The organism is Pseudomonas sp. SK3(2021), from assembly GCF_016772375.1.
Classification (GTDB): domain Bacteria; phylum Pseudomonadota; class Gammaproteobacteria; order Pseudomonadales; family Pseudomonadaceae; genus Aquipseudomonas; species Aquipseudomonas chlororaphis_I.
Genome location: NZ_CP061943.1, coordinates 2,991,004 through 3,013,266, shown reverse-complemented (window position 1 = coordinate 3,013,266; position 22,263 = coordinate 2,991,004). Strand labels below are relative to the sequence as shown.

The window sequence follows — 22,263 nt, the reverse complement described above, 5'->3', positions numbered from 1 at the left end:
TGCCGACTCAGCCGATTTCGGCGGCGCGTTTGACCGCCGCGCGGATCCTTGGGTAGGTGCCGCAGCGGCAGATATTGCCGGACAGCGCCTGGTCGATGTCGCTGTCGGTGGGCGACGGGATCTTCGCCAGCAAGGCCGCGGCCGACATGATCTGCCCGGACTGGCAGTAACCGCACTGCACCACGTCCAGCTCGGCCCAGGCGCGCTGCACCGGGTGCGAGCCGTCCGTCGACAGGCCTTCGATGGTGAGGATCTTCTGCCCGTTGGCCACCGCCGCGGCCGGGGTCACGCAGGAACGCAGCGGCGCGCCGTCGACATGCACGGTGCAGGCGCCGCATTGCGCCATGCCGCAGCCGAACTTGGTGCCGGTCAGGTGCACCACGTCGCGCAGCACCCAGAGCAGCGGCATGTCCGCGGGCACCTCGAGTGGTTGGTCGTTGCCATTGATATTGAGTGTCAGCATGCGGCGCTCCTCAGGCCGAGGGGGGGACAGGATTCCCGGGATCCTGGAACGGCGTCGCCGTGGCCGAAGGCCGGCGCGCGCCGCGAGGTTGTCCATACAGCTAAGCGCAGTTTGCCGAACAGGCCGGACTCTGCGACCGCCGGTCACGCCCAGGCCGCCCCGAACGGGACGGCCGGGCGATGAGTTCAGTATCAGAAATCGGTGGAGGCCGACAGCGCCCGCCAGGTCGCGGTTTCCTGCTCGACGTAGGCGTTCTTCGCGGCGATGGCGCCCAGGGTGTCGGTGCCCAGGGGCAGGCGCAGCGGCGGCTGTTCGGCGTCGACCAGGGCGATCAGCGCCTGCGCCAGTTTGTCCGGGTCGCCCGGCTGCTGCTGGTTATAGGCCTTGGCCTGCTGGCGTACCTGGCCAACGGTGGCGGTGTAGTCGGCGATCGAGGGCGGCGACTCCAGCAACGAGTTGCCGTCGAGGAAGTCGGTGCGGAAGTAACCCGGCTCGACCACCGTGACCTTCACCCCCAAAGGCGCCAGTTCGCCGTGCAGGGCTTCGCTCAGGCCTTCGACGGCGAACTTGGTCGAGCAGTAGACGCCGTAGCCCGGCCCCGACTGATAGCCGCCGATCGACGAGATATTGATCACATGGCCGCTACGGGCGGCACGCATATGCGGCAGCACTCCGCGAGTGACATTCAGCAGGCCGAACACGTTGGTTTCATAGACCCGGCGGATCTCGTCGCCGCTGGCCTCCTCCACCGCGCCAAGCAGGCCGAACCCAGCGTTGTTGACCAGCACATCGATGCGGCCGAAACGCTCGACGGCCAACTGCGCCACGTCGCGGGCCTGGGCCTCATTGGTGACATCCAATTGCGCCGCCAGCAAGCCCGGCTGCGCGCCGAAACGCTCGCCGATCGACTGGGCGTTGCGCGCCGTGGCCACCACCGCATCGCCGTGGGCCAGGGCCGCGGCGGTGATTTTCGCGCCAATGCCACGGGAAGCCCCGGTGATCAGCCAGACACGTTTGAAAGGAGTTTGAGCAGTCATGGTCAGTACCTTGTAAGGAGTGGGTGAGCACAAGGTACGCAGGAATATTGGTGAGAAAAATGACCTCGTGCTACAAGCACTATGAACTTCTATTTCATAATGGCCTTGCAATGAACCAGGACCCTTTCGACGGCCTGACCGAGTTTCTCGCCGTCGCCGAACACAAGAGCTTCACCCTCGCCGCCACCCGGCTGGGGGTCACCCCGACCGCCGTGAGCCATGCGGTAAAGACCCTGGAGCGGCGTACCGGGGTGCTGTTGTTCCAGCGCACCACCCGCCGCGTGGCCCTGACGGAAGCCGGCAGCAGCCTGTTCATCCGCCTGCGCCCGGCCGCCAGTGAAATCGGCGATGCCCTGGCGGTGCTGGGCAGCTATCGCGACCGGCCGATGGGCACCTTGCGCCTCACCGCGCCCCGGCTGTCCGGCAAGCGGCTGATCGAACCCTTGGTCTCGCGCTTTCGCGCGGCCTATCCCGACGTCCGGCTGGAGATTTCCCTGGACGATGCCACGGTCGACCTGGTCAGCGAGGGCTTCGATGCCGGCATTCGCCTGGGCGAGTCGATCGAAAAGGACATGGTCGCCGTGCGCCTGACCCCGGACCTGCAATGGTCGGTGGTGGGCTCCCCGGACTATTTCGCCCGGGCCGGCAGGCCGCAGGCCCCGGAAGAACTGACCCGGCACCAGGGCATCGGCTTTCGCTTCCTCACCTCGGGCACGACCCATCGCTGGGAGTTCCGGCGCAATGGGCGGGATTTCACCGTCGGCGTCGAGGGTGCGCTGGTGGTCAACGATCGGCACTTGCTGGTCGCCATGGCGCGGAGTGGACAGGGGCTGGCCTACGCCTGCGACTTCGAGGTGGCCGACGACCTGGCCAGCGGGCGCCTGGAGTCTGTGCTGCAACCATTCGTCCCGCTGAGTTCGGGCCTGTACCTGTACTTTCCCAGCCGCACCCAGAGCCAGCCGAAACTGCGCGCCTTCATCGACATGGCCAATGCCTGGGTGGCCGAGCAAGGGCGGCGATCCTGAGCCGGATGCGCTGGCCCGATACCGCTCCTCGCCCGGCTGCGCTTTGTCGATCTACGGCAGCCCCGGCCGCCCCCGGGCTGGCTACGCTTGCTCAAGCGTGGACCATCCGCCGAGGAGCACCGTCATGTCGCACATTCATCGCATCACCCCCTGCCTGTGGTTCGACCACCAGGCCGAAGCCGCCGCCCAGTTCTACTGTTCGGTCTTCGAACACTCGCGCATCACCGCCCTCACCCACTACGGCAAGGCCGGCTTCGAATTCCACGGTCGCCCCGAAGGCTCGGTGATGACCGTGTCCTTCGAGCTTGATGGCCAGACCTTCACCGGCCTCAACGGCGGCCCGGTGTTCCACTTCAACGAAGCGGTTTCGCTGCAGGTCAACTGCCAGAACCAGGGGGAAATCGATCATTTCTGGAGCGCCCTGTCCTACGGCGGCGATCCCCAGGCCCAGCAGTGCGGCTGGCTCAAGGACAAGTTCGGGCTGTCCTGGCAGATCGTGCCCTGCGCGCTCAACCACTGGATGACCGACCCCGACACGGCCAAGTCGCAGCGGGTGATGCAGGCCCTGCTGCAGATGAAAAAACTCGATATCGCCGTGCTGGAACGAGCCTTCGCCGGCGAGACCTAATACACTCGCAGGCCGACGCTTGCCGATGGGATACCTTTGATGAAGCCGAGCTTGAGCCACCGCCTCGATACCGCCCCGCAGTTCTGGCGCGATGCGGCGCTGCCCTTTATCGAGGCCCGCTCGATCGCCGATGGGCGCAAAGTCTGTTACACCCGGCATGCCCACGAGCATTTTTCCATCGGCGCCATCACCGCCGGGCACAGCACCTACCTGCACGAGCAGGCACGGTTTCGCATCAGTGCCGGCACCGTGGTGCTGATGAACCCCGGCGAAGTGCACGCCTGCAACCCCATCGACGACCAGCCCTGGTCGTATCGCATGCTCTATGTCGACACCCCCTGGCTGACCGATCTGCAGCACCAGCTGGGGTTCAGCCAGGACCTGGGCTTCCGTGCCTTTTCCACGCCCTACAGCGACGACCCCGGACTCTATGCCGGGCTCAACCGCCTGTATGAGGTGCTGGTGGACGAACAGGCCGAGGTCCGGCAAAAACACGGCGCCGCGGTGGCGTTTTTCAGCGACCTGCAACAGCGCCTGAACCCGGCCAGCCGACCAGTGCGCGAGAGCAACCAGAAGCTGCAACGGGCCGCCGACTACATTCGCCAACACTGCACCCGCTCGCTGAAACTGGAGGAAATCTGCCAGGCCGCCGAGCTGTCGCCGTCCTACCTGATCCGCGCCTTCAAGCAGCATTACGGCATGACGCCCCACGCCTTCGTGGTCAACCAGCGGGTGCAGTTCGCCCAAGGCCGGCTGCGTGACGGCGAGCCCATCGCCGACGTGGCCCTGGAAGCCGGCTTCGCCGACCAGGCGCATTTCCAGCGGGCGTTCAAGCTGCACCTGGCGGCGACGCCGGGGCAATATCGCGGGTGATGCGTCGCCCCTGACAACCCTCATCCCGAGCAAGCTCGCTCCTACAAGGTCTTGCAGCCTCCTTGTAGGAGCGAGCTTGCTCGCGATAGGCCAGACCGTCTGGTACCGCCCTCAAGGCAACAACAGATACACCGCGCTCGCCACCAGCAGCGCCGCCATGCTGCGATTGAACAGGCGCATGCCCTTCGGGTTGCTCAGGTACTGGCGCAGGAAAGTCCCGGCGTAGGCCCAGCAGGCAATCGACAGGTAGCAGATCACGAAGTACACCAGCGCGAACTGCCACACCAGCAGCGCCTCGCCATTGGCGGCGAACGCGCCCATGCCGGCGACGCAGGCCAGCCAGGCCTTGGGGTTGAGCCATTGCATGATCGCGCCGTACCAGGCCGACGGCGCCTTGGCCTGGCCATCGCCGCTCAGCCGGCCGTCGTCCACCGCCAGCTTCCAGGCCATGAACAGCAGGAAGGCCACCCCGAACAGCTGGATGCCGCGGGTCAGGAACGGCCACAGCCGCAACAGCTCGTGCAGGCCCAGGCCGATCAGCACCAGCAACAGGACAAAGCCCAGGGTCGCGCCACCGACATGCCGCAGGCTGGCGCGAAAACCGAACTGCGCGCCGGAACTCAGGGCCACGATATTGACCGGGCCGGGAGTAATCGAAGAGGCTAGCGCGAAGGCCGCCATGGAAAACACTACGCTCATCACACACCTTCAAAGGATCAATCGGAGAGTCCGGTGACCACGGTAAGTGCGCAGGCCGCCCAGTGTATTGAAGAAAAATGCCCCCCTCGCGTACGGACGAATCCCATGCACGATGCCCTCTTCACGATTCCCCTCGCCGAGGCAACATCATCTTCCCGGAGCCTGGACCCATGAGCCGGATCGAACTGCACCCGACCCAGCGCGACGAGCTGGAATGCATCGAGAACCTGATGCAGTTCTACCTGTACGAACTCAGCGAGTGGCTGCCGCTCAAGCTCGGTCGCCACGGCCTGTTCCAGATCCAGCCGAAGACCGAATACTGGCGCCAGCCCGGCACCCGCCCCTGGCTGCTGCGGGTCGACGACGAACTGGCGGGCTTTGCCATAGTCGACGACCAGGTGCACGTTGCCGAGGTGCGGTACAACCTCGCCTACTTCTTCGTGGTCCGACGCTTTCGCGGTCGCGGCATCGGCCGGCAGGTGGTGACGCAACTGCTGGAACAGCTGCCCGGGCACTGGCAGATCTTCCACATCGACGCCAACCGGCCGGCCCGGGATTTCTGGGCCCGGGTCATTCCCACGCTCGCCGGCGACACCTACAGTCGCCGCCCGATCACGGCGGACGGCTACCCCTGCACCCTGTATGAATTCCACACCCCGACATCGCCCGGACGATGATCGAGGCGCGCTCGTCAACAGCCTCGCCGACCTTGCCCACGGGCGCTGGCCGCCCTGGGCCAGGTCCTGGCCCTCAGCGAACGCCTGCGGCGCCTGCCTGGCCGTGTTTCCGTCGCGCCTGCTGTCGCACCTGATCCTCGCCTGATATATCCGCTGGCGCGCGATCTATTACTCAACGGTTGCAGCACAATAACTATCGCCGGCATTGTCATGGCCATTATTCAGGACTGTCTTATATAACTTTCCCGATTAGTTATCTGAGTTCCGATACAGACCTTACTTGAAGCTGAACGAACATAGGATTCGTGGCAATTTAATCTTGACTTGACAGGTTGGCCTGAGTAAATTGCGCGGGCCGGCCAAACCGGCCTTTTTTCAACTCACTAAAGAAGCCAATGGACACAGTATCTAGACGCTGTCTGGTCGATGCGCTTGCGCAGGGCTGGGCACTTAACCCAGAAAATGACGGGGCTCGACTTTTCGGTCGGGTGAGCTGCGCTAGAGCTTGACGCTCCTTCGTAACTTGCCTGCACCGGGGCCAGTCCGGTCGCGAGGCAACTGTTATGAACTTCAAATCCACTGTAATGCCCGGCGTACGCGCCTTTGCATCGACCATGCGGGTCAAGCCCTGCGCTGAGCGCGCGGGCGTTTCCCGGGTCGCCCCGCTGTATTCCACCCCCTCCTCGCACACCCGGCCGCGGGCCAACTGGCGCGTCTGCCCGGTCACCTGCCGGCTCCAGCAACGCTGGAGTTTCGACGACAGCCAGGACCCTCAGAGTCGGAGCCTGGCCGGCCTCCTGATACGGGCCGGCCTGCTACCGAGCCTGTCCCGGGACTCGCACTTCTAGTTCAACCGAAGGCACTTTCAAGTCCTTCAAAAACGTTTTCCTTAATAAGGAATTCGGCAACTTCCTATTGCCTGTTTAAAACTAAAAGTTGGTGGTCATTGTTATGGACGAAGCCAGTAGTAGGTTCGTCGTCTATTCATGTTCAGTGAATAGGCGGCGAACGTTAAAACCAATAAAACGCAACGACCTGAATCGATCGCTTACTTGCGGCTCGACATACGTTCGCTCGTCTTTGAATAGGTGAGTGGCCTGTGTGTCGTGCCGCAAGCCTGCGGCAGGAGCACACGTAATGACTACGCTAAAAACCCGCACCGCCTCCTCGCAAAACCCCACCCGCGACGACACCCGGCTGTCGATGCGCGCCGCCCGCGAAGCGCAGAACAGCCTTGGCGTGACCCTGGACAACGTCAAGTCGAACGCCAACGGCCTGACCGAACTCGACGCCGAAGGCCGCCTGCAGCGCGACGGCTGCAACGAGGTGGCCCACGACCGGCCGCCCCACGCCCTGGTGCAATTGCTGCAAGCCTTCAACAACCCGTTCATCTATGTGCTGATGACCCTGACCGGCATCAGCTTCTTCACCGACTTCTGGCTGCCCCTGCAGTCCGGCGAGGAAACCGACCTGACCGGGGTGATCATCGTCCTGGTCATGGTCCTGGTCAGCGGCCTGATGCGTTTCTGGCAGGAATACCGCTCGGCCAAGGCCGCCGAGGCGCTCAAGGCCATGGTGCGGACCACCGCCACCGTGCTGCGGCGCGAGCAGATGGGCATGAAAGCCGCGCTGCGCGAAGTGCCGATGCGCGACCTGGTGGTCGGCGACATCGTGCAGCTGTCGGCCGGCGACATGATCCCCGCCGATATCCGCCTGATCGAATCCCGTGACCTGTTCATCAGCCAGGCGGTGCTGACCGGCGAGGCGCTGCCGGTGGAGAAGTACGACACCCTGGGCGCGGTGCAGGAGAAATCCGCCCACCGCACCGCCGCCGACCAGCAGGACCTGCTCGACCTGCCGAACATCTGCTTCATGGGCACCAACGTGGTCAGCGGCACCGCCACCGCGGTGGTGGTGGCCACCGGGTCGCGCACCTACTTCGGTTCCCTGGCGCGCTCCATCGTCGGCTCGCGCACCCAGACCGCCTTCGACCGCGGGGTGAACAGCGTCAGCTGGCTGCTGATCCGCTTCATGCTGGTGATGGTGCCGGTGGTGCTGCTGATCAACGGCTTCACCAAGGGTGACTGGGCCGAGGCCTTCATGTTCGCCCTGGCGGTGGCCGTCGGCCTGACCCCGGAAATGCTGCCGATGATCGTCAGCGCCAACCTGGCCAAGGGCGCCGCGGCCATGGCCAAGCGCAAAGTGGTGGTCAAGCGCCTCAACGCGATCCAGAACTTCGGCGCCATGGACGTGCTGTGCACCGACAAGACCGGCACCCTGACCCAGGACCGGATCATCCTCGAACACCATGTCGATATCAGCGGCAGCCGCTGCGACCAGGTGCTGCAACTGGCCTGGCTGAACAGCTACCACCAGAGCGGCATGAAGAACCTGATGGACCGCGCGGTGGTGAGCTACGCCGAAAACAACCCGACGTTCAGCGCGCCCGATACCTGGCGCAAGGTCGATGAACTGCCGTTCGATTTCGTCCGCCGGCGCCTCTCGGTGATCCTCGCCGATGCCGGCGGCCGTCACCTGCTGGTGTGCAAGGGCGCGGTCGAGGAAATGCTCGACACCGCCACCCGGGTACGCCAGGACGGCATCACAGTGGCCCTCGACGCCGGGCGCCGGGCGGCGCTGCTGGAACTGGCCGAAGAGTACAACCGCGACGGTTTCCGCGTGCTGCTGGTGGGCACCCGCGACCTGGCGCCGGGGCAGACCCGCCAGCAGTACAGCGCCAGCGACGAGCGCGAGCTGATCATCGAAGGCTTCCTGACCTTCCTCGATCCGCCCAAGGAAACCGCCGGCCCGGCCATCGCCGCGCTGCGCGAGAACGGCGTGACGGTGAAGGTGCTGACCGGCGACAACCCGATCGTCACCGCGAAGATCTGCCGCGAGGTCGGCCTGGAAGTCGGCCAGCCGCTGCTCGGGCGCGATATCGAACGCATGGACGACGCGCTGCTCGCGCGCCTGGTGGAAGAACGCACGGTGTTCGCCAAGCTCACCCCGCTGCAGAAATCCCAGGTGCTCAAGGCCCTGCAGGCCAACGGCCACACCGTGGGCTTCCTCGGCGACGGCATCAACGACGCCCCGGCGCTGCGCGACGCCGACGTCGGCATCTCGGTGGACAGCGGCACCGACATCGCCAAGGAATCGGCGGACATCATCCTCCTGGAAAAGAGCCTGATGGTCCTGGAAGAAGGCGTGATCAAGGGCCGCGAGACCTTCGGCAACATCATGAAGTACCTGAACATGACCGCCAGCTCCAACTTCGGCAACGTGTTCTCGGTGCTGGTGGCCAGCGCGTTCATCCCGTTCCTGCCGATGCTGGCGATCCACCTGCTGCTGCAGAACCTGATGTACGACATCTCCCAGCTGTCGCTGCCGTGGGACAAGATGGACAAGGAGTTCCTGCGCAAGCCACGCAAGTGGGACGCCAAGAACATCGGGCGCTTCATGCTGTGGATCGGGCCGACCTCGTCGATCTTCGACATCACCACCTACGCCCTGATGTGGTTCGTGTTCGCCGCCAACAGCGTGGAAATGGCCGCCCTGTTCCAGTCCGGCTGGTTCATCGAGGGCCTGCTCTCGCAGACCCTGGTGGTGCACATGCTGCGCACCCAGAAGATCCCGTTCATCCAGAGCACCGCGGCGTTGCCGGTGATGCTGATGACCGGCCTGGTGATGGCCCTGGGCATCTACGTGCCGTTCTCGCCGCTGGGCGAGATGGTCGGCCTGGTACCGCTGCCGTGGGAATACTTCCCTTGGCTGGTCGGCACCCTGCTGTGCTACTGCGTCGTCGCCCAGACCATGAAGACCCTCTATATCCGCCGCTTCAAGCAGTGGTTCTGAGGGCTGACGGTTAGCGGGAAGCCATCGCGAGCAAGCAGCCCCCTGTAGGAGCGAGCTTGCTCGCGATAGCCGCAACGCGGCGCCAGCCCAGCCGGCACCACGCCGCTGCCTGGCCCGGCCAAATGGAGCATCCACCATGAAAGCCATTGACGACCTGCGGTCGCTGACCGAACGCACCTTGCGCGCCCTGCTGGTCAGCACCCTGCAAGGTATCGCCGCGCTGATCACCCTGGTCGGCGTCCGGCTGTATGCCCGGAGCCTGCTGAGCAGGGTGGCGATCCGCACGCTGCTGGGCCTTGCCAGCGCCATCCATCGCCGCTGCATCCGCCTGCTGCGATCCGCCAAGCCATGAAACACACAAGGGAGAGTCCTCATGTCGGGAACTACTCTGCTGATCAACCTCGCCGGCTCCATCGCCCTGCTGCTGTGGGGCACCCAGATGATTTCCTCGGCGCTGCTGCGCGGCTTCGGCACCCCGTTGCGCCAGTGGTTGGGGCAGCACCTGAACAACCGCTGGATGGCCCTGCTGTCCGGCATCGCCATCACCGGGGTCCTGCAAAGCAGCACCGCGGTGAGCCTGATGGCCAGCTCCTTTACCGCCACCGGCACCCTGGGGCTGGCCCCCGCCCTGGCGGTGATGCTCGGGGCCAACATCGGCTCGACCCTGGTGGTGCAACTGCTCAGCGTCGATATCTCGATCCTTGCGCCGCTGGTGCTGCTGGCGGGTTTTATCCTGTTCCGCCTGCGCGACGACTCGCGTTTCGAAAGCCTCGGCTGCGCGCTGATCGGCCTGGGGCTGATGCTGCTGGCCCTGCGCATGCTCGGCGCTACCTTGGGCGAAGTGGAAGGTACGCCGGTGTTCGCCGCGCTGATGCGTGGCCTCGACGGCGACCTGCTGATCGCCCTGCTGGCGGCGGCGCTGTTGACCTGGCTGTGCCATTCCAGCGTCGCCGTGGTGCTGCTGGTGGCGTCCCTGGCCGCCACCGGGCTGCTGTCCTCGGTGACCGCCATGGCCCTGGTCCTGGGGGTCAATATCGGCGGCGCCCTGCCGTCGCTGCTGGGCGCCGACTCCAGCATCGCCCGGCGCCTGCCCCTGGGTAATCTGCTGGTGCGCCTCAGCGGTGCCGCCGTACTGCTGCCGTGCCTGCCCTGGATCGCCCAGAGCGCGCCGGTCGCCACCCTCGATGCCAGCCTGCAGGTGGTGTACCTGCACAGCCTGTTCAACCTGGTACTGGCCCTACTGTTCATCGGCCTGACCGGGCCCATGGCAACCTTGCTCAACCGCCTGCTGCCGGAGCCGCCGCGCGACGTCGACCCGGGCATGCCCTGCTACCTGGACGAGGCCGGCCTGGCGGTGGCCAATATCGGCCTGTCCAACGCCGCCCGCGAGGCCCTGCGCCTGGCCGACATGCTGTCGCTGATGCTCGAGCGGGTGCTGCGCCTGTTCCAGGCCTCGACCCCGGCCGGTGCCGATGAAGTGCGGCGCATCGACCAGTCGCTGGACCTGCTCAGCGCGGCGATCCGCGCCTACCTGGCGGACATCGGCCAGGACGGCATCAGCGACCGGGACGCCGACCGCGCCCAGGAGAGCCTGCTGTTCGTGATCAACCTGGAACACGCCGGCGACATCCTCTCCAGCAGCCTGACCCAGCTGGCGGCGCGCCGGCTGCGGCGTGGCGAGCCGTTCACGGTGTTCGAGCTGGACTGCATCGAGCCCTTGCACCAGGCCGTGGTGGACAGCCTGAGCCTGGCGATCACGGTGTTCCTGCGCGAAGACCTGGGCAACGCCCACCAACTGCTGAACCGCAAGGAACGGGTCAGGCGGCTGGAAGCCGACGCCAGCCGCGAACACTTTCGCAGCCTGCGCGAAGACCGTACGGCCTGGGCCGAGTCCGGCGACATTTTCCAGCGGGTACTGCGCGACTACCGGCGCGTGCACCACCACATCGCGGCCCTGGCCTATCCGGCGCTGGAGCGGGCCGGCGAGCGCGACCTGGATAACACCGAGCCGGGTGACGTGCTGCTGGACAACCCGTTGAGCCTCCAGCCGACGGCGCAGGAGCGCGCACGATGCGTGTCCTGATCTGCGCGGGGCGCCATTACGCCGATGTCCGCCTGTGCCGGCGGGTACTCGACGCCTTTCAGCGCCTGCATGAAGTGCAGGTGCTGATCCACGGCGGTAGCCAGTTCCTCGGCGCAGAGATAGAGGACTGGGGCCGGGAAATCGGCGCCGACATCGTGCGTTACCCGGCCAACTGGCAGCTGCACGGCAAGCTCGCCGAGCGCCTGCGCAACGCCTTCATGCTGCGCGACAGCCGACCCGACCTGGTCATCGCCCTGCCCGGCGGCGACGACACCGAAGAGCTGCTGGCCCTGGCCAGGGCCGCGGGCATCCGGACCCTGTCGGTGAGCGACTGGCAATGACCCTTTTTCCCACTCGAGCACGGAGCGGCCCGCGCAGCGCGGCCGCTTCCCATGCCTTAACGAGAACCGCCATGTCCAAGTACAACCCTTCGCGCCACAATCGTTTCGCCAGCCTCACCCGCGACCTGCCCCCGGCGAAACGGCGCATGCTGCGACGCAACCTGATGTTCGTCACCCTCACCCTGAGCCTGATCGGCCTGCTGGCCCTGATGGCCAAGGCCAACGCCGCCGGCGGCGCCTATGTAGTGGATGACGGCGCGATCAACACCCCGGGGGAATGCAACCTGGATCTCTGGTACCAGAGCCTGCGCCACCACGGCGCAAATCATGGCGCGGTATTCTCCCCGGCCTGCACCTTCGCCGGCCTGCCCAGGCTGCAACTGGGCGCCGCCCTCGAGCGCAACCGTGAGGACGGCCACGGCGAAACCCAGCTGAGCCCGCAACTCAAGGCACAACTGTGGAACCGCGAAGACCTGGGCCTGCAACTGGCGCTGGCGACGTCCGCGCATTTCGCCCTCGACCGCGGCCATGCGTTCGACGGCGGCGACATCAGCCTGCCGCTGAGCTATCGCCCCCTGCAAAGCCTGCGCCTGAACCTCAATGCCGGCTGGGCCCACGCCTATGACGACGGCCAGCAGAACCATCGCTGGACCTGGGGCAGCGGCCTGGAATACGACCTGGGCGAACGCCTGACCCTGGTCGCCGAGCGTTACGGCCAGCGCGGCGGCGAACAGGCCTGGCAGGCCGGGCCACGGCTGCACCTGGGGGCCAACCTGGACCTCGACCTGGTGCTGGGCGGCCAGTTGAACGAAGGCCGCGAGCGCTGGCTGACCAGCGGCGCGACCTTGAGGTTCTGAGGCCAATCCGGGCAGCGCAAAACCTGTAGGAGCGAGCCTGCTCGCGATGCCCCCAAGAACAACGCGCTCATCCAGGCGATACGCATCATCGTTGACGTCCATCGCGAGCCCGCTCGCTCCTACAGGGAGAGTGGCGTGGCAACGCGCCGGCAGGCCGGGTGAGCCTCAGCTCAGCGTATATCGCTGCGCCGATACAGGCTCAGGCCCACCGCCAGGACCGCGAGCATGCCGGCGCAGCTGCGGTTGATCCACAGCATCACCCGCGCTGAGAAGGTGCGCATGGCATGCCGCCCGCCAAAGGCATAGACCGCCATCATCACGCAATCGATCGCCGCGCTGACCAGCGCCAGGATCAGGTACTGCTGCGCCACCGGCTCGTCGGGACGGACGAACTGCGGCAGGAAGGCGGAGAAAAACAGCAAGCCCTTGGGGTTCGACAGCCCTACCAGCAACGAGCGGGTAAACGCACCGCGCCCACTGGCGCTACTGCCGGCGCTCTGTGCGGCCAACGCCGTTGTCGGCGCCTTCCACAGCACCCAGGCCAGGTACAGCAGGTACGCCGCGCCGCCCCACTTGACCATGGAAAACAGCTGCTCGGAAGCTTGCAGCAACGCCCCCAGGCCGCAGCCCACCGCAGCGATCAGCAGCAGGTCGGACAAGGCCGCGCCGGCCATGCCGCAACCGGCGACGCGCAGGCCGTGGGCGGCACCGTTATTCAGCGCCAGCAGCATCGACGGCCCGGGGGTCATCATCACCGCGCTGACGGTGACGACGTACAGAAACAAGGTGCTGGCGTCCATCCGAACCCTCCGTAAAACCACAGACACGACAGGTCGGCCAGCATACACCAGCCACTTCAGCCCGGCAGCGATGCGCCCCAGGCCGCCACCTGGCGGGCGCTGATGCTGACGCCGCCGCATACCACGATCACCACGTCCCGCGCCGCGGCGATGGCCGGGTGATCGAGGTAGGCCACCGCCAGCGAGACGCCGCAGGCCGGCTCCACCAACTGGCGCAGGTCGTCGGCATAACGCACCACGCCGAGGATCGCCTCGGCATCCGACAACACCAGCGACTGGTGGGCAAAACCCTGGATCTGCTGCAACGGCCAGGCCGCCCCCCGGGCCGCGCCGAGGGAGCTGGCGACGGTGTCGATCCTGGCCAATTTGACCGGGTGCCCGGCCGCCAGCCCGGCGGCAAAGGAAGCGCTGCCGGTGGTTTCGCAGGCAATGATCCGGCAGTCCTGGCGCTGGTGGCGCAACAGGCCGGTGAGGATGCCGGCCAGCAAGCCTCCGCCGCCCACCGACACGACTAGGGTGTCGACCTGCGGGCAGTCTTCGAGGATTTCATCGACCATGCTGCTGTGCCCTTGCCACAACACCGGGTGGTCGAAAGCCGGCACGTATTCGCTGTCGGCATCGCTGCTCAGTTGCAGCGCGCGCTCGTTGGCCTGGTCCCAGACCTTGCCGTGCACCAGCACCTCGGCGCCGGTCCGGGCGATACGTTCGCGGGTGGTTTGTGGGGTGGTCTGCGGCACCACGATGCAGGCTTGCAGGCCGAGGCTGGCCGCCGCCAGCGCCGTGGCCAGCCCGGCATTGCCGCCGGAGGGGCAGACCACCCGGCGCTTGCCCTGCTGCGCGGCCTGGGTACAGAGCAGGCCCAGGCCGCGCATTTTGAACGAACCAGCGGGTTGCAGGTTTTCCAGCTTGAGCCAGATGCGCCGGGCGGCCGTGGACAACCCGGGATGCAGGATCAGGGGGGTGCGGATATGCAGCATCATGGGCTCCTTGGAGGAAGACGGGCATCTTGCAACCCTAGCTGCTCAGGCCTGCCTATGCCGTCTCCCCCCTGGCCGCTCGCCGCTCAGCGAATCGGCGGTACGCGGATATCGCCTTTGCGGCACTGGGTGCGCACACCCTTGCCACAGGCGCCGAAACCCAGGTTCTTGTCCAGGCAGACCCGCACTTCGGAGAGCTCCGGGCCGCTGCACAACACCGCTACGCCCTTTTCGGGAATGCCCGGGTTGGCCTGGCGAAACAACTGCTCGATCTCCCGGGCCTCGAAGTAATGCACGGTGAGCGAAGGTTCCAGTACCTCGGGAATCTTCACCTTGCCCAAGGCCTGGTCGGAGGTCTCCAGGTACCCCATGGCGCCCAGGCCGCTGCAGGTGCCGTGCTTGCTCCATTCGTGCTCCATCAGCTTGGCCGTCGGGAACAGGGTCAGGCCCTTGGCCCGCTCTTCGGCGGTCAGCGGGGTCAAGGGCGGGCAGGATTCCGGCCAGCCGCCCTTGGCGTATTGCGGCCACAGGCCATGCAGGACAAAACCGTAGCCCTTGCCGGAGCACTGCTCGTTTTCCGGATGGGTCAGGCAAAAGGTCGGCGACCAGGACAGCGACAGCAGGTAGTAGTCGAACACCCCGGCGACCGAGTCGCGCTGCTGCCGCGCCTCCCGTGCCTGGCCGACACCGACGGTGCAGATCATCAGCGCGGCCAGTGCCGCGGTAGCGAAAAGTTTTCTCATAGACCCTCTCCTTGGGATGGGGCGGTAGGTGAACGGCCCCGTAGCGACCTGGCCGGTATCGGCCAGACACCTTTCTTGGCACGGGGCTGTTGCAGGAAGATGACAGGCCGCCTCCGCCGTGGGGAAGCTGGCCGATGCCAGCGAAGCGTTTTAGCAGACAGATCGGGTTGGCGCCATGGCCGACAGATTACGAACCGGTCATGGACTCGCGGTGAATACTAGCCTCTGTAGGAGCGAAGCTTGCTCGCGAGGCGTCATGCCAGGCACACCGCGTTGCCCCAATCGCCGGCAATCGAGCGTCGACCGACCGCTCCTACAGAAGCGGCTGCGGGTGAACGATAAATAACGACCATCGGCACCAAGTGCGCAAGATCGTTCAAGCCATTCCCGTCGCGGGCTGGCACAGTCGGTTTCCGTTCCTTGATTGCAGGCCGTCATGTCCAGCGTTCTTCTTCCCCGCGCCGCCTTCCTGCGCGGTGCCGTTGCCATCATGCCGCTGTCCCTGGCCACCGCGCCCTGGGGGCTGCTGGCGGGTTCCATGGCCATCGAGGCCAATCTCACGCCCCTGCAAGGCCAGGGCTTGTCGAGCATCGTCTTCGCCGGCGCCGCGCAGCTGGTGGCGATCGGCATGCTCAAGGGCGGCGCGGGGATCTTCTCGATCCTGCTCACCACCCTGCTGCTGACCTCCCAGCACCTGCTCTACGGCATGAGCCTGCGCTCGGTGATTTCACCGCTGCCGGGGCGCTGGCGGATCGGCCTGGGCTTCCTGCTCACCGACGAGCTGTTCGCCCTGACCAGCCAGCACGACAAGCAGCAGTTCGACCGCTGGTACGCCCTCGGCGTGGGCCTGACGTTCTATATCGCCTGGAACCTGTTCACCCTCGCCGGCATCGTCCTCGGGCGCGCCATTCCCGGGCTCGAACACCTGGGCCTGGACTTCTCCATCGCCGCGACCTTTATCGCCCTGATCACGCCGCTGGTGCGCAACGTGCCGACCCTGGTCTGCGTGGCCGTCTCGCTGTTCTGCTCGGTGCTGCTGAGCTACTGGCAATGGGGCTCGGCCCTGGTGCTGTCGGGCCTGCTGGGCATGACCGCGGGCTTTCTCTGCAACAAGTTCTACCGGGAGCGCACATGATGGTCTGGGCAGTGATTGTCGGCATGGGCTTGCTGGTGTTTCTCAACCGCTATGTGTTTCTCGAACCGCGCCTGCCGGTGCGCCTGAGCAGTAACGCCCGGCAGTTTCTCGGGTTTGCCGTACCGGGCATGCTCACGGCGATCTGCGGGCCGATCGTGTTCATGCCCGAGCACCAGCTGAACCTGGCCTACGACAACCCGTACCTGATCAGCTCGCTGGTGGCCATCGTCCTGGTGATCTACACCCGCAACACCCTGGTCAGCATGCTGCTGAGCATGGCGTTCTTTTTCCTGTTGCGGTGGTGGTTGTAGGAGCTGGCTTGCCGGCAATCAGGGCTGCGCGGGGTGTCAGGCAGGACGCCTCGCGAGCAATCGAGCGTCGACCGGCCGCTCCTGCAGGTTCGGGGTTTGCCGCGAATCCGGCATGCGCCGCAAACCTGTAGGGGCCAGGCTTGCCGGCGATTGGGGGCAACGCGGTGTCACTGACTCACCGCCCCGCAAATCCCCGACCGGCAACCCTGCCCCTCACGACGCCTTGGCCTCCCGCAACAACTGCTGTATCACCTGCTCCTGCGCTTCGTAACTGCCCTCGCCAAAGTGGCTGTAGCGCACCTGGCCGCGGGCGTCGATAAAGTAGTGGGCCGGCCAGTACTGGTTATCGAAGGCGCGCCAGATCGCGTAGTCGTTGTCGATGGCCACCGGGTAGCCGATATCCAGCTTGCGCACCTGGGCCTTGACGTTGTCGATGACCTTTTCGAAGGCGTACTCCGGGGTGTGCACGCCGATCACCACCAGTCCGTCCTTGGCGTACTTTTTCGCCCAGGCGTTCACATAGGGCAGGCTGTGCTGGCAGTTGATGCAGTCGTAGGTCCAGAAGTCCACCAGCACCACCTTGCCACGCAAGGCCTCGGCGTCCAGCGGCGGCGAGTTCAGCCATTGCACCGCGCCATTCAACGAAGGCATCGCGCCTTTGCTCGGCAGCGCCTCGGCGGATGCCGCGCCGGCCTTGTCGATCAGGTAGTCCAGGGCCTTGGGCACGTTCTTCAGCAGGCCCTGTTCAAGGGCCGCCCCGCCTTGCGACGAGGTGCTGGCCAGCAGGCGGTCGTCCACCCCGCTGCCGATCGCCACGGCCGCCAGTAACACCAGGCAACCGGCGGCGCGGCGCAACCCGGCAGTGACCGGCAGCGACGGCTTGAGCCGGTTGACCAGCCCTCTTCCGGCGAAGACCAGCAGCCCCAGGGACAAGGCACTGCCCAGGCCGTAGGCCAGCAGCAACAGGCTGGTCTGGGCGCTGGCCCCTTGCAGCATGGCGCCGGTCAGGATCACCCCGAGAATCGGCCCGGCACAGGGCGCCCAGAGCAAGCCGGTGGCCACCCCGAGCAACAGCGCCGCCAACGGCCCGGAAAGCTGGCGCGCCCGGTCGAGGCGCAGGCCATCCAGGCGATTGCCCAGGCTGACCCAGGGCCGGGCCAGCCAGTTGCCGAAGCGGGCAAAGATCAGCGACAGCGCGAACACCCCCAGCACGACCAGCGCCAGCTGGCGCCCGATGCCGTTGGCACGGACGATCCAGTCGCTGCTGGCCACCGCCAGGCTCGACACCAGGGCAAAGGTCAGCGCCATGCCACCGAGGGTCAACAGCACCGAGCCACGCGAGCGGTCGGCCCGGGCGAACAGGAACGGCACCACCGGAAGAATGCAGGGGCTGAGGATGGTCAGGACCCCGCCGAGAAACGCTATGAGCAACATGGCATCACCTGTGATCGGTCAATGTCCCGCCCGCCATCCGCGGCGGGCGTATTCAGGGTTGGCAGGCCGGGTTCAGGCCTGGTGGTCGGCGCGCATCCCTTGCGGGGTGCGCTCGTAGCCGCCTTCGGCCAGCCAGTTGTGCGGATGCAAGGTGCTGGCTTTCGAGGTGGCAGATTTCAAGGGGCCGGCACTTGAGAGCGGGCTGAGCTGGAAGCAGGTCGAACAGGATGCATCGGCGGCGCTGGCATCCACGGCCACGCCGGCCAGGGTCAAGGTCAGGGCAAGCAGGGAGCTTTTCAGGGCGTTCATGGGCGAATCCTCATGGCGAACAGGGTGATAGGACAGGGAGTGAACTCAGTTGCCGTCATTACAGTTGTTGGCGAGCTTGCGGTAATCCAGGGCCTGGGTGCGGCCCTGGGAATCGAGGTAGGTCATGCGCGCATTGACCACGCCGCAGGCCGGCTCGGCGTCTTCGGTCATCGACAGGACTTTCTGGATATCCAGCTGGGTGCCGTAGCTGTAGGTCTGGGCCTGCACCGTGCTTTCCGCGCGGGCCGACAGGGTGCAGATGTTCAGCGCGGCGAACAGGCCGGCGGCGTAGAGGGCGGTGCGTTTCATGATGCGTTCCTCGGGCGACAATGGGTTTGGGTGGCGAGGCAGTAGCCGTGCCTCGATGGAGCCCATTGAATGCGCGGGAGGTATCGCGCATGTGTCGGCAAAGCGTCCTTGCGGTCTCCTTGCGTATCCACATCGCCAGGAGATACAGAGCGATACAAAAGCCTCGGAAAAACCTTGTTTTGCATCGCCGTGTGTTCAGCCAGGCGCCAGATACACTGCAATACAAAAGCCCGCAGGCAGGCGCGCCCGGGCCCTATAAACTAGGCAGCACGACCCTATGCAGAGGCAGCCCCATGGATCATGTCGATCACGTATTGATAGTCGATGACGACCGCGAAATCAGAGAGCTGGTAGGCAACTACCTGAAAAAGAACGGCCTGCGCACCACGGTAGTGGCTGACGGGCGGCAGATGCGCAGCTTCCTGGAAACCACCCCGGTGGACCTGATCGTGCTCGACATCATGCTGCCCGGCGACGATGGCCTGCTGCTGTGCCGCGAGCTGCGCGCCGGCAAGCACAAGGCCACGCCGGTGCTGATGCTCACCGCGCGCAACGACGAGACCGACCGCATCATCGGCCTGGAGATGGGCGCCGACGATTACCTGGTCAAGCCCTTCGCCGCCCGCGAGCTGCTGGCGCGGATCAATGCCGTGCTGCGCCGCACGCGCATGCTGCCGCCGAACCTGGTGGTCACCGAGAGCGGCCGCCTGCTGGGCTTCGGCCGCTGGCGCCTGGACACCACCGCGCGCCACCTGCTGGACCAGGACGGCACCCTGGTCGCCCTGAGCGGTGCCGAGTACCGGCTGCTGCGGGTGTTCCTCGACCACCCGCAACGGGTGCTCAACCGCGACCAGTTGCTCAACCTGACCCAAGGCCGCGACGCCGACCTGTTCGACCGTTCCATCGACCTGCTGGTCAGCCGCCTGCGCCAGCGCCTGCTGGACGACGCCCGCGAACCGGCCTACATCAAGACCGTGCGCAGCGAGGGCTATGTGTTCTCGCTGCCGGTGGAGATCCTCGAGGCCGCATCATGAAGCTGGCGCTGCACTGGCCGCGCACCCTCGCCTCGCGGCTGTCGCTGATTTTCCTGATCGGCCTGGCGCTGGCCCAGGGCCTGTCGTTCGCCGCGCAGTCCTACGAGCGTTACCAGAGCGCCAAGATGACCATGCTCGGCAACCTGGAGAGCGACGTCTCGACCTCCATCGCCATCCTCGACCGCCTGCCCGCCGCCGAGCGCCCCGCCTGGCTGCAACGCCTGCAACGGCGCAACTATGGCTACCTGCTCAGCGCCGGCGAACCCGGCCAGCCCCTGGACGGCGACGATGTGCCGGTCTCGGTGCACTCGATCAAGAACGCCCTCGGCCGCGACTACGACCTGGCGTTCAACAGCATTCCCGGGCCGCGCCAGCACTACCAGGCCCACCTGCGGCTGGCCGACGGCAGCCCGCTGACCATCGACGTGCGCCCGGCACTGGTGCCGATGTCGCCCTGGCTACCGGCAGTGCTGCTCGGGCAATTGCTGGTGTTGATCCTCTGCGCCTGGCTGGCGGTGCGCATCGCCGTGCGCCCGCTGACCCGGCTGGCCCAGGCGGTGGACAGCCTCGACCCCAACACCCACGGCGTGCACCTGGACGAAAAGGGCCCGATCGAAGTGGTGCACGCGGCCAAGGCCTTCAATGCCCTGCAGGCGCGGATCGGCGCCTACCTCAAGGAGCGCATGCAACTGCTGGCGGCGATCTCCCACGACCTGCAGACGCCGATCACCCGCATGAAGCTGCGCGCCGAGTTCATGGACGACTCCGCCGAGAAGGACAAACTGTGGAACGACCTGAGTGAAATGGAGCACCTGGTGCGCGAAGGCGTGGCCTATGCCCGCAGCATCCATGGCGCCACCGAGGTCAGTTGCCGGATCGACCTGGACGCCTTCCTCGACAGCTTGGTGTTCGACTACCAGGACACCGGCCAGGACGTCGAGCTGGCGGGCAAGAACGGCGCGCTGATCGACACCCGCCCCCACGCCTTGCGCCGGGTCCTGGTGAACCTGGTGGACAACGCGCTGAAGTTCTCCGGCGCGGCGCGGATCGAGGTCCAGGCGCAGGCGGGCGATCGCCTGTCGGTCAAGGTCCTGGACCGTGGCCCGGGGATCAGCGAAGAACAGCTGGCCGAAGTGCTCAAGCCGTTCTATCGAGTGGAAAGCTCGCGCAACCGCGACACCGGCGGCACCGGCCTGGGCCTGGCCATTGCCCAGCAACTGGCGGTGGCCCTCGGCGGCTCGCTGCGCTTGAGCAATCGCGAAGGGGGTGGCCTGTGCGCCGAGCTGATCCTGGTCAGCAGCACGGCCAGTCTCTGAACGCCTGGCTACACAGGCATACATAACCGCCCTTTGCCGACACAGCCGATATACACGGCCTTGCAAGACTCCTGGGACGCGCCGCGACAGCGGCGCCCAACCTCAAGGAGCCTCTCATGCCCACTCAAACCCTCCCCTCGCGTTTCCATGGCTGGCGGCTGTTCAGCCTGCTGGCCGCCGCCGTGCTGCTGATGACCGCGCTGATCCTGCTGCTCGAACCGGACCTGGTCGAGGCCACCCGCAGCGCCATCCGCGCCACCGCGCGTTCGTCCTTCGTGCTGTTTCTGCTGGCCTTCACCGCCTCGGCGTTCGCCGTGCTGCTGCCCTCGCCGCTGAGCCAGGCACTGGTGCGCGAGCGCCGCTTCATCGGCCTGGCGTTCGCCTTCTCGCACCTGGTGCACGCCCTGCTGATCTACAGCTACGGGCAACTGAACCCGGAGTTCTGGCCCGGCCGCAGCACCCTGGGCAACCTGCCCGGGTCCGTGGGTTACCTGTTTATCCTGCTGCTGACCCTGACCTCGTTCAAAGGCCCGGCCGCGCTGCTCAGCCGTACCGCCTGGAAACGCCTGCACACCACCGGCATGTGGGTGATCGCGACGATCTTCGCCTACTCCAATTTCAAGCGCATTCCGCTGAGCGCCTGGTACCTGCTGCCCTTCGCCGTCACCTGCTCGGCCATGACGATCAACCTGCTGGGCAAGCTGGCCCAGGCCCACAAACGCCGGCAACGCCAGGCCCTGAGCCCACGCTGAACAACACCGCGCCCCTGTAGCCGCTGCCGCAGGCGGCGCCGCTTTTGCACTCCCCACTTAACACCGGAGAACCACCCCATGATCCTCACGCTTTCGTCCGCCCTCGACGGGCTGCAACGCCAGCTCAACCGCCTGTCCCCCTGGGTCGCGCTCCTCAGCCTGCGCCTGTTGCTGGCCTGGGAGTTCTTCGAATCGGGCCTGGAAAAATGGCAGGGTGAAAACTGGTTCCAGGAGATCCAGTCGGCCTTTCCGTTTCCTTTCGACCAACTGCCGGCGAGCCTGAACTGGCAGTTGTCGATGTGGGCCGAGCTGTTGTGCGCCCTGGCGCTGCTGCTGGGCCTGGGCACCCGCTGCGCCGCGCTGGTGCTGATCGTGGTCACGCTGGTCGCCACCGCCGCCGTGCACTGGCCGGCGGACTGGTCGACCCTGAGCGAGCTGGCCCAGGGTTACGCCATCAGCAACAAGGGCCACGGCAACTTCAAGCTGCCGGCGATCTACCTGGCGGCACTGCTGCCGCTGCTGTTCCAGGGCCCGGGCAAGCTCAGCCTGGATGCATTGATCGGGCGCCTGCGCCACGGGCGCTGATACCCCGGGGCAAAAAAAGCCGC

General features: G+C 66.1%; 25 protein-coding genes. 16 read left to right on the top strand and 9 right to left on the bottom strand.

The features are described from left to right. Nucleotides 1-7: 7 nt before the first annotated feature. Both IF690_RS13650 and IF690_RS13645 read right to left on the bottom strand, forming a co-directional pair. Nucleotides 8-463, bottom strand: coding sequence for a (2Fe-2S)-binding protein (locus IF690_RS13650; RefSeq protein WP_202700903.1), 456 nt, complete (start codon nt 461-463; stop codon nt 8-10). Between the two features lie 191 nt (nt 464-654). After that, on the bottom strand, nt 655-1,500 hold the full coding sequence (locus IF690_RS13645; RefSeq protein WP_202700901.1) for an oxidoreductase: 846 nt from the start codon (nt 1,498-1,500) through the stop codon (nt 655-657). Between the two features lie 110 nt (nt 1,501-1,610). Here IF690_RS13645 and IF690_RS13640 point away from each other — a divergent pair, with 110 nt between their 5' ends. The 3 genes from IF690_RS13640 to IF690_RS13630 all read left to right on the top strand — a co-directional run bounded on the left by IF690_RS13640 (nt 1,611) and on the right by IF690_RS13630 (nt 4,026). Continuing rightward, entirely contained in the window at nt 1,611-2,525 is a 915-nt protein-coding gene (locus IF690_RS13640; protein ID WP_202700568.1) for a LysR family transcriptional regulator, read from the top strand. Between the two features lie 124 nt (nt 2,526-2,649). Beyond that, nucleotides 2,650-3,153, top strand: coding sequence for a VOC family protein (locus IF690_RS13635; RefSeq protein ID WP_202700536.1), 504 nt, complete (start codon nt 2,650-2,652; stop codon nt 3,151-3,153). 39 nt (nt 3,154-3,192) lie between these two features. After that, entirely contained in the window at nt 3,193-4,026 is an 834-nt protein-coding gene (locus IF690_RS13630) for an AraC family transcriptional regulator (RefSeq protein WP_202700534.1), read from the top strand. 111 nt (nt 4,027-4,137) lie between these two features. Here the strand turns inward: IF690_RS13630 and IF690_RS13625 are convergent, their stop codons facing one another. After that, nucleotides 4,138-4,725, bottom strand: coding sequence for a LysE family translocator (locus IF690_RS13625; protein WP_202700532.1), 588 nt, complete (start codon nt 4,723-4,725; stop codon nt 4,138-4,140). Between the two features lie 170 nt (nt 4,726-4,895). On the opposite strand from IF690_RS13625, the gene IF690_RS13620 reads away from it, so the two are divergent. The 7 genes from IF690_RS13620 to IF690_RS13590 all read left to right on the top strand — a co-directional run bounded on the left by IF690_RS13620 (nt 4,896) and on the right by IF690_RS13590 (nt 12,535). After that, nucleotides 4,896-5,402, top strand: coding sequence for a GNAT family N-acetyltransferase (locus IF690_RS13620; protein WP_202700531.1), 507 nt, complete (start codon nt 4,896-4,898; stop codon nt 5,400-5,402). Nucleotides 5,403-5,965: 563 nt separating this feature from the next. After that, nucleotides 5,966-6,250: a hypothetical protein gene (locus IF690_RS13615; RefSeq protein ID WP_202700530.1), complete on the top strand. Its 285-nt coding sequence runs from the start codon at nt 5,966-5,968 to the stop codon at nt 6,248-6,250. Between the two features lie 289 nt (nt 6,251-6,539). Continuing rightward, the gene (gene mgtA, locus IF690_RS13610) at nt 6,540-9,254 is read left to right on the top strand and encodes a magnesium-translocating P-type ATPase (protein WP_202700528.1); all 2,715 of its coding nucleotides are present in this window, start codon (nt 6,540-6,542) and stop codon (nt 9,252-9,254) included. A 136-nt stretch (nt 9,255-9,390) separates the two neighbouring features. Continuing rightward, entirely contained in the window at nt 9,391-9,606 is a 216-nt protein-coding gene (locus IF690_RS13605) for a hypothetical protein (RefSeq protein ID WP_202700526.1), read from the top strand. Between the two features lie 21 nt (nt 9,607-9,627). After that, the gene (locus IF690_RS13600) at nt 9,628-11,337 is read left to right on the top strand and encodes a Na/Pi cotransporter family protein (RefSeq protein ID WP_202700524.1); all 1,710 of its coding nucleotides are present in this window, start codon (nt 9,628-9,630) and stop codon (nt 11,335-11,337) included. Beyond that, complete coding sequence (locus IF690_RS13595; RefSeq protein WP_202700522.1) at nt 11,325-11,678, top strand: DUF2493 domain-containing protein; 354 nt, start codon at nt 11,325-11,327, stop codon at nt 11,676-11,678. Before IF690_RS13600 ends, IF690_RS13595 begins: the two co-directional genes overlap by 13 nt. A 71-nt stretch (nt 11,679-11,749) precedes the next feature. Beyond that, nucleotides 11,750-12,535 (top strand): PA4824 family protein, encoded by a 786-nt coding sequence (locus IF690_RS13590; RefSeq protein ID WP_202700520.1) that lies wholly within the window; start codon nt 11,750-11,752, stop codon nt 12,533-12,535. A 170-nt stretch (nt 12,536-12,705) separates the two neighbouring features. On the opposite strand, the gene IF690_RS13585 is transcribed toward IF690_RS13590, so the two are convergent. The 3 genes from IF690_RS13585 to IF690_RS13575 all read right to left on the bottom strand — a co-directional run bounded on the left by IF690_RS13585 (nt 12,706) and on the right by IF690_RS13575 (nt 15,055). Next, on the bottom strand, nt 12,706-13,335 hold the full coding sequence (locus IF690_RS13585) for a LysE family translocator (protein WP_202700518.1): 630 nt from the start codon (nt 13,333-13,335) through the stop codon (nt 12,706-12,708). A 56-nt stretch (nt 13,336-13,391) separates the two neighbouring features. After that, on the bottom strand, nt 13,392-14,312 hold the full coding sequence (locus IF690_RS13580; protein WP_202700506.1) for a pyridoxal-phosphate dependent enzyme: 921 nt from the start codon (nt 14,310-14,312) through the stop codon (nt 13,392-13,394). Nucleotides 14,313-14,398: 86 nt separating this feature from the next. Further along, nucleotides 14,399-15,055 (bottom strand): ribonuclease T2 family protein, encoded by a 657-nt coding sequence (locus IF690_RS13575; protein WP_202700505.1) that lies wholly within the window; start codon nt 15,053-15,055, stop codon nt 14,399-14,401. 436 nt (nt 15,056-15,491) lie between these two features. Here IF690_RS13575 and IF690_RS13570 point away from each other — a divergent pair, with 436 nt between their 5' ends. Continuing rightward, entirely contained in the window at nt 15,492-16,190 is a 699-nt protein-coding gene (locus tag IF690_RS13570) for an AzlC family ABC transporter permease (RefSeq protein WP_202700504.1), read from the top strand. Continuing rightward, complete coding sequence (locus IF690_RS13565; protein ID WP_148558714.1) at nt 16,190-16,501, top strand: AzlD domain-containing protein; 312 nt, start codon at nt 16,190-16,192, stop codon at nt 16,499-16,501. The genes IF690_RS13570 and IF690_RS13565 overlap by 1 nt, the downstream gene beginning before the upstream one ends. A 213-nt stretch (nt 16,502-16,714) precedes the next feature. Here the strand turns inward: IF690_RS13565 and IF690_RS13560 are convergent, their stop codons facing one another. From IF690_RS13560 to IF690_RS13550, 3 genes are all read right to left on the bottom strand, one after another. Continuing rightward, complete coding sequence (locus tag IF690_RS13560) at nt 16,715-17,935, bottom strand: cytochrome c biogenesis protein DipZ (RefSeq protein ID WP_202700503.1); 1,221 nt, start codon at nt 17,933-17,935, stop codon at nt 16,715-16,717. Between the two features lie 72 nt (nt 17,936-18,007). Then, entirely contained in the window at nt 18,008-18,244 is a 237-nt protein-coding gene (locus IF690_RS13555; RefSeq protein ID WP_202700501.1) for a hypothetical protein, read from the bottom strand. A 45-nt stretch (nt 18,245-18,289) separates the two neighbouring features. After that, nucleotides 18,290-18,553 (bottom strand): DUF2790 domain-containing protein, encoded by a 264-nt coding sequence (locus IF690_RS13550; protein ID WP_202700499.1) that lies wholly within the window; start codon nt 18,551-18,553, stop codon nt 18,290-18,292. Between the two features lie 293 nt (nt 18,554-18,846). On the opposite strand from IF690_RS13550, the gene IF690_RS13545 reads away from it, so the two are divergent. The 4 genes from IF690_RS13545 to IF690_RS13530 all read left to right on the top strand — a co-directional run bounded on the left by IF690_RS13545 (nt 18,847) and on the right by IF690_RS13530 (nt 22,240). Then, the gene (locus IF690_RS13545; RefSeq protein WP_023968023.1) at nt 18,847-19,587 is read left to right on the top strand and encodes a response regulator; all 741 of its coding nucleotides are present in this window, start codon (nt 18,847-18,849) and stop codon (nt 19,585-19,587) included. Then, nucleotides 19,584-20,903, top strand: coding sequence for an ATP-binding protein (locus IF690_RS13540; RefSeq protein ID WP_202700497.1), 1,320 nt, complete (start codon nt 19,584-19,586; stop codon nt 20,901-20,903). Before IF690_RS13545 ends, IF690_RS13540 begins: the two co-directional genes overlap by 4 nt. Nucleotides 20,904-21,019: 116 nt before the next feature. Beyond that, complete coding sequence (locus IF690_RS13535; RefSeq protein WP_202700495.1) at nt 21,020-21,655, top strand: hypothetical protein; 636 nt, start codon at nt 21,020-21,022, stop codon at nt 21,653-21,655. 78 nt (nt 21,656-21,733) lie between these two features. Then, complete coding sequence (locus IF690_RS13530) at nt 21,734-22,240, top strand: HvfX family Cu-binding RiPP maturation protein (RefSeq protein WP_202700493.1); 507 nt, start codon at nt 21,734-21,736, stop codon at nt 22,238-22,240. Nucleotides 22,241-22,263 lie beyond the last annotated feature (23 nt).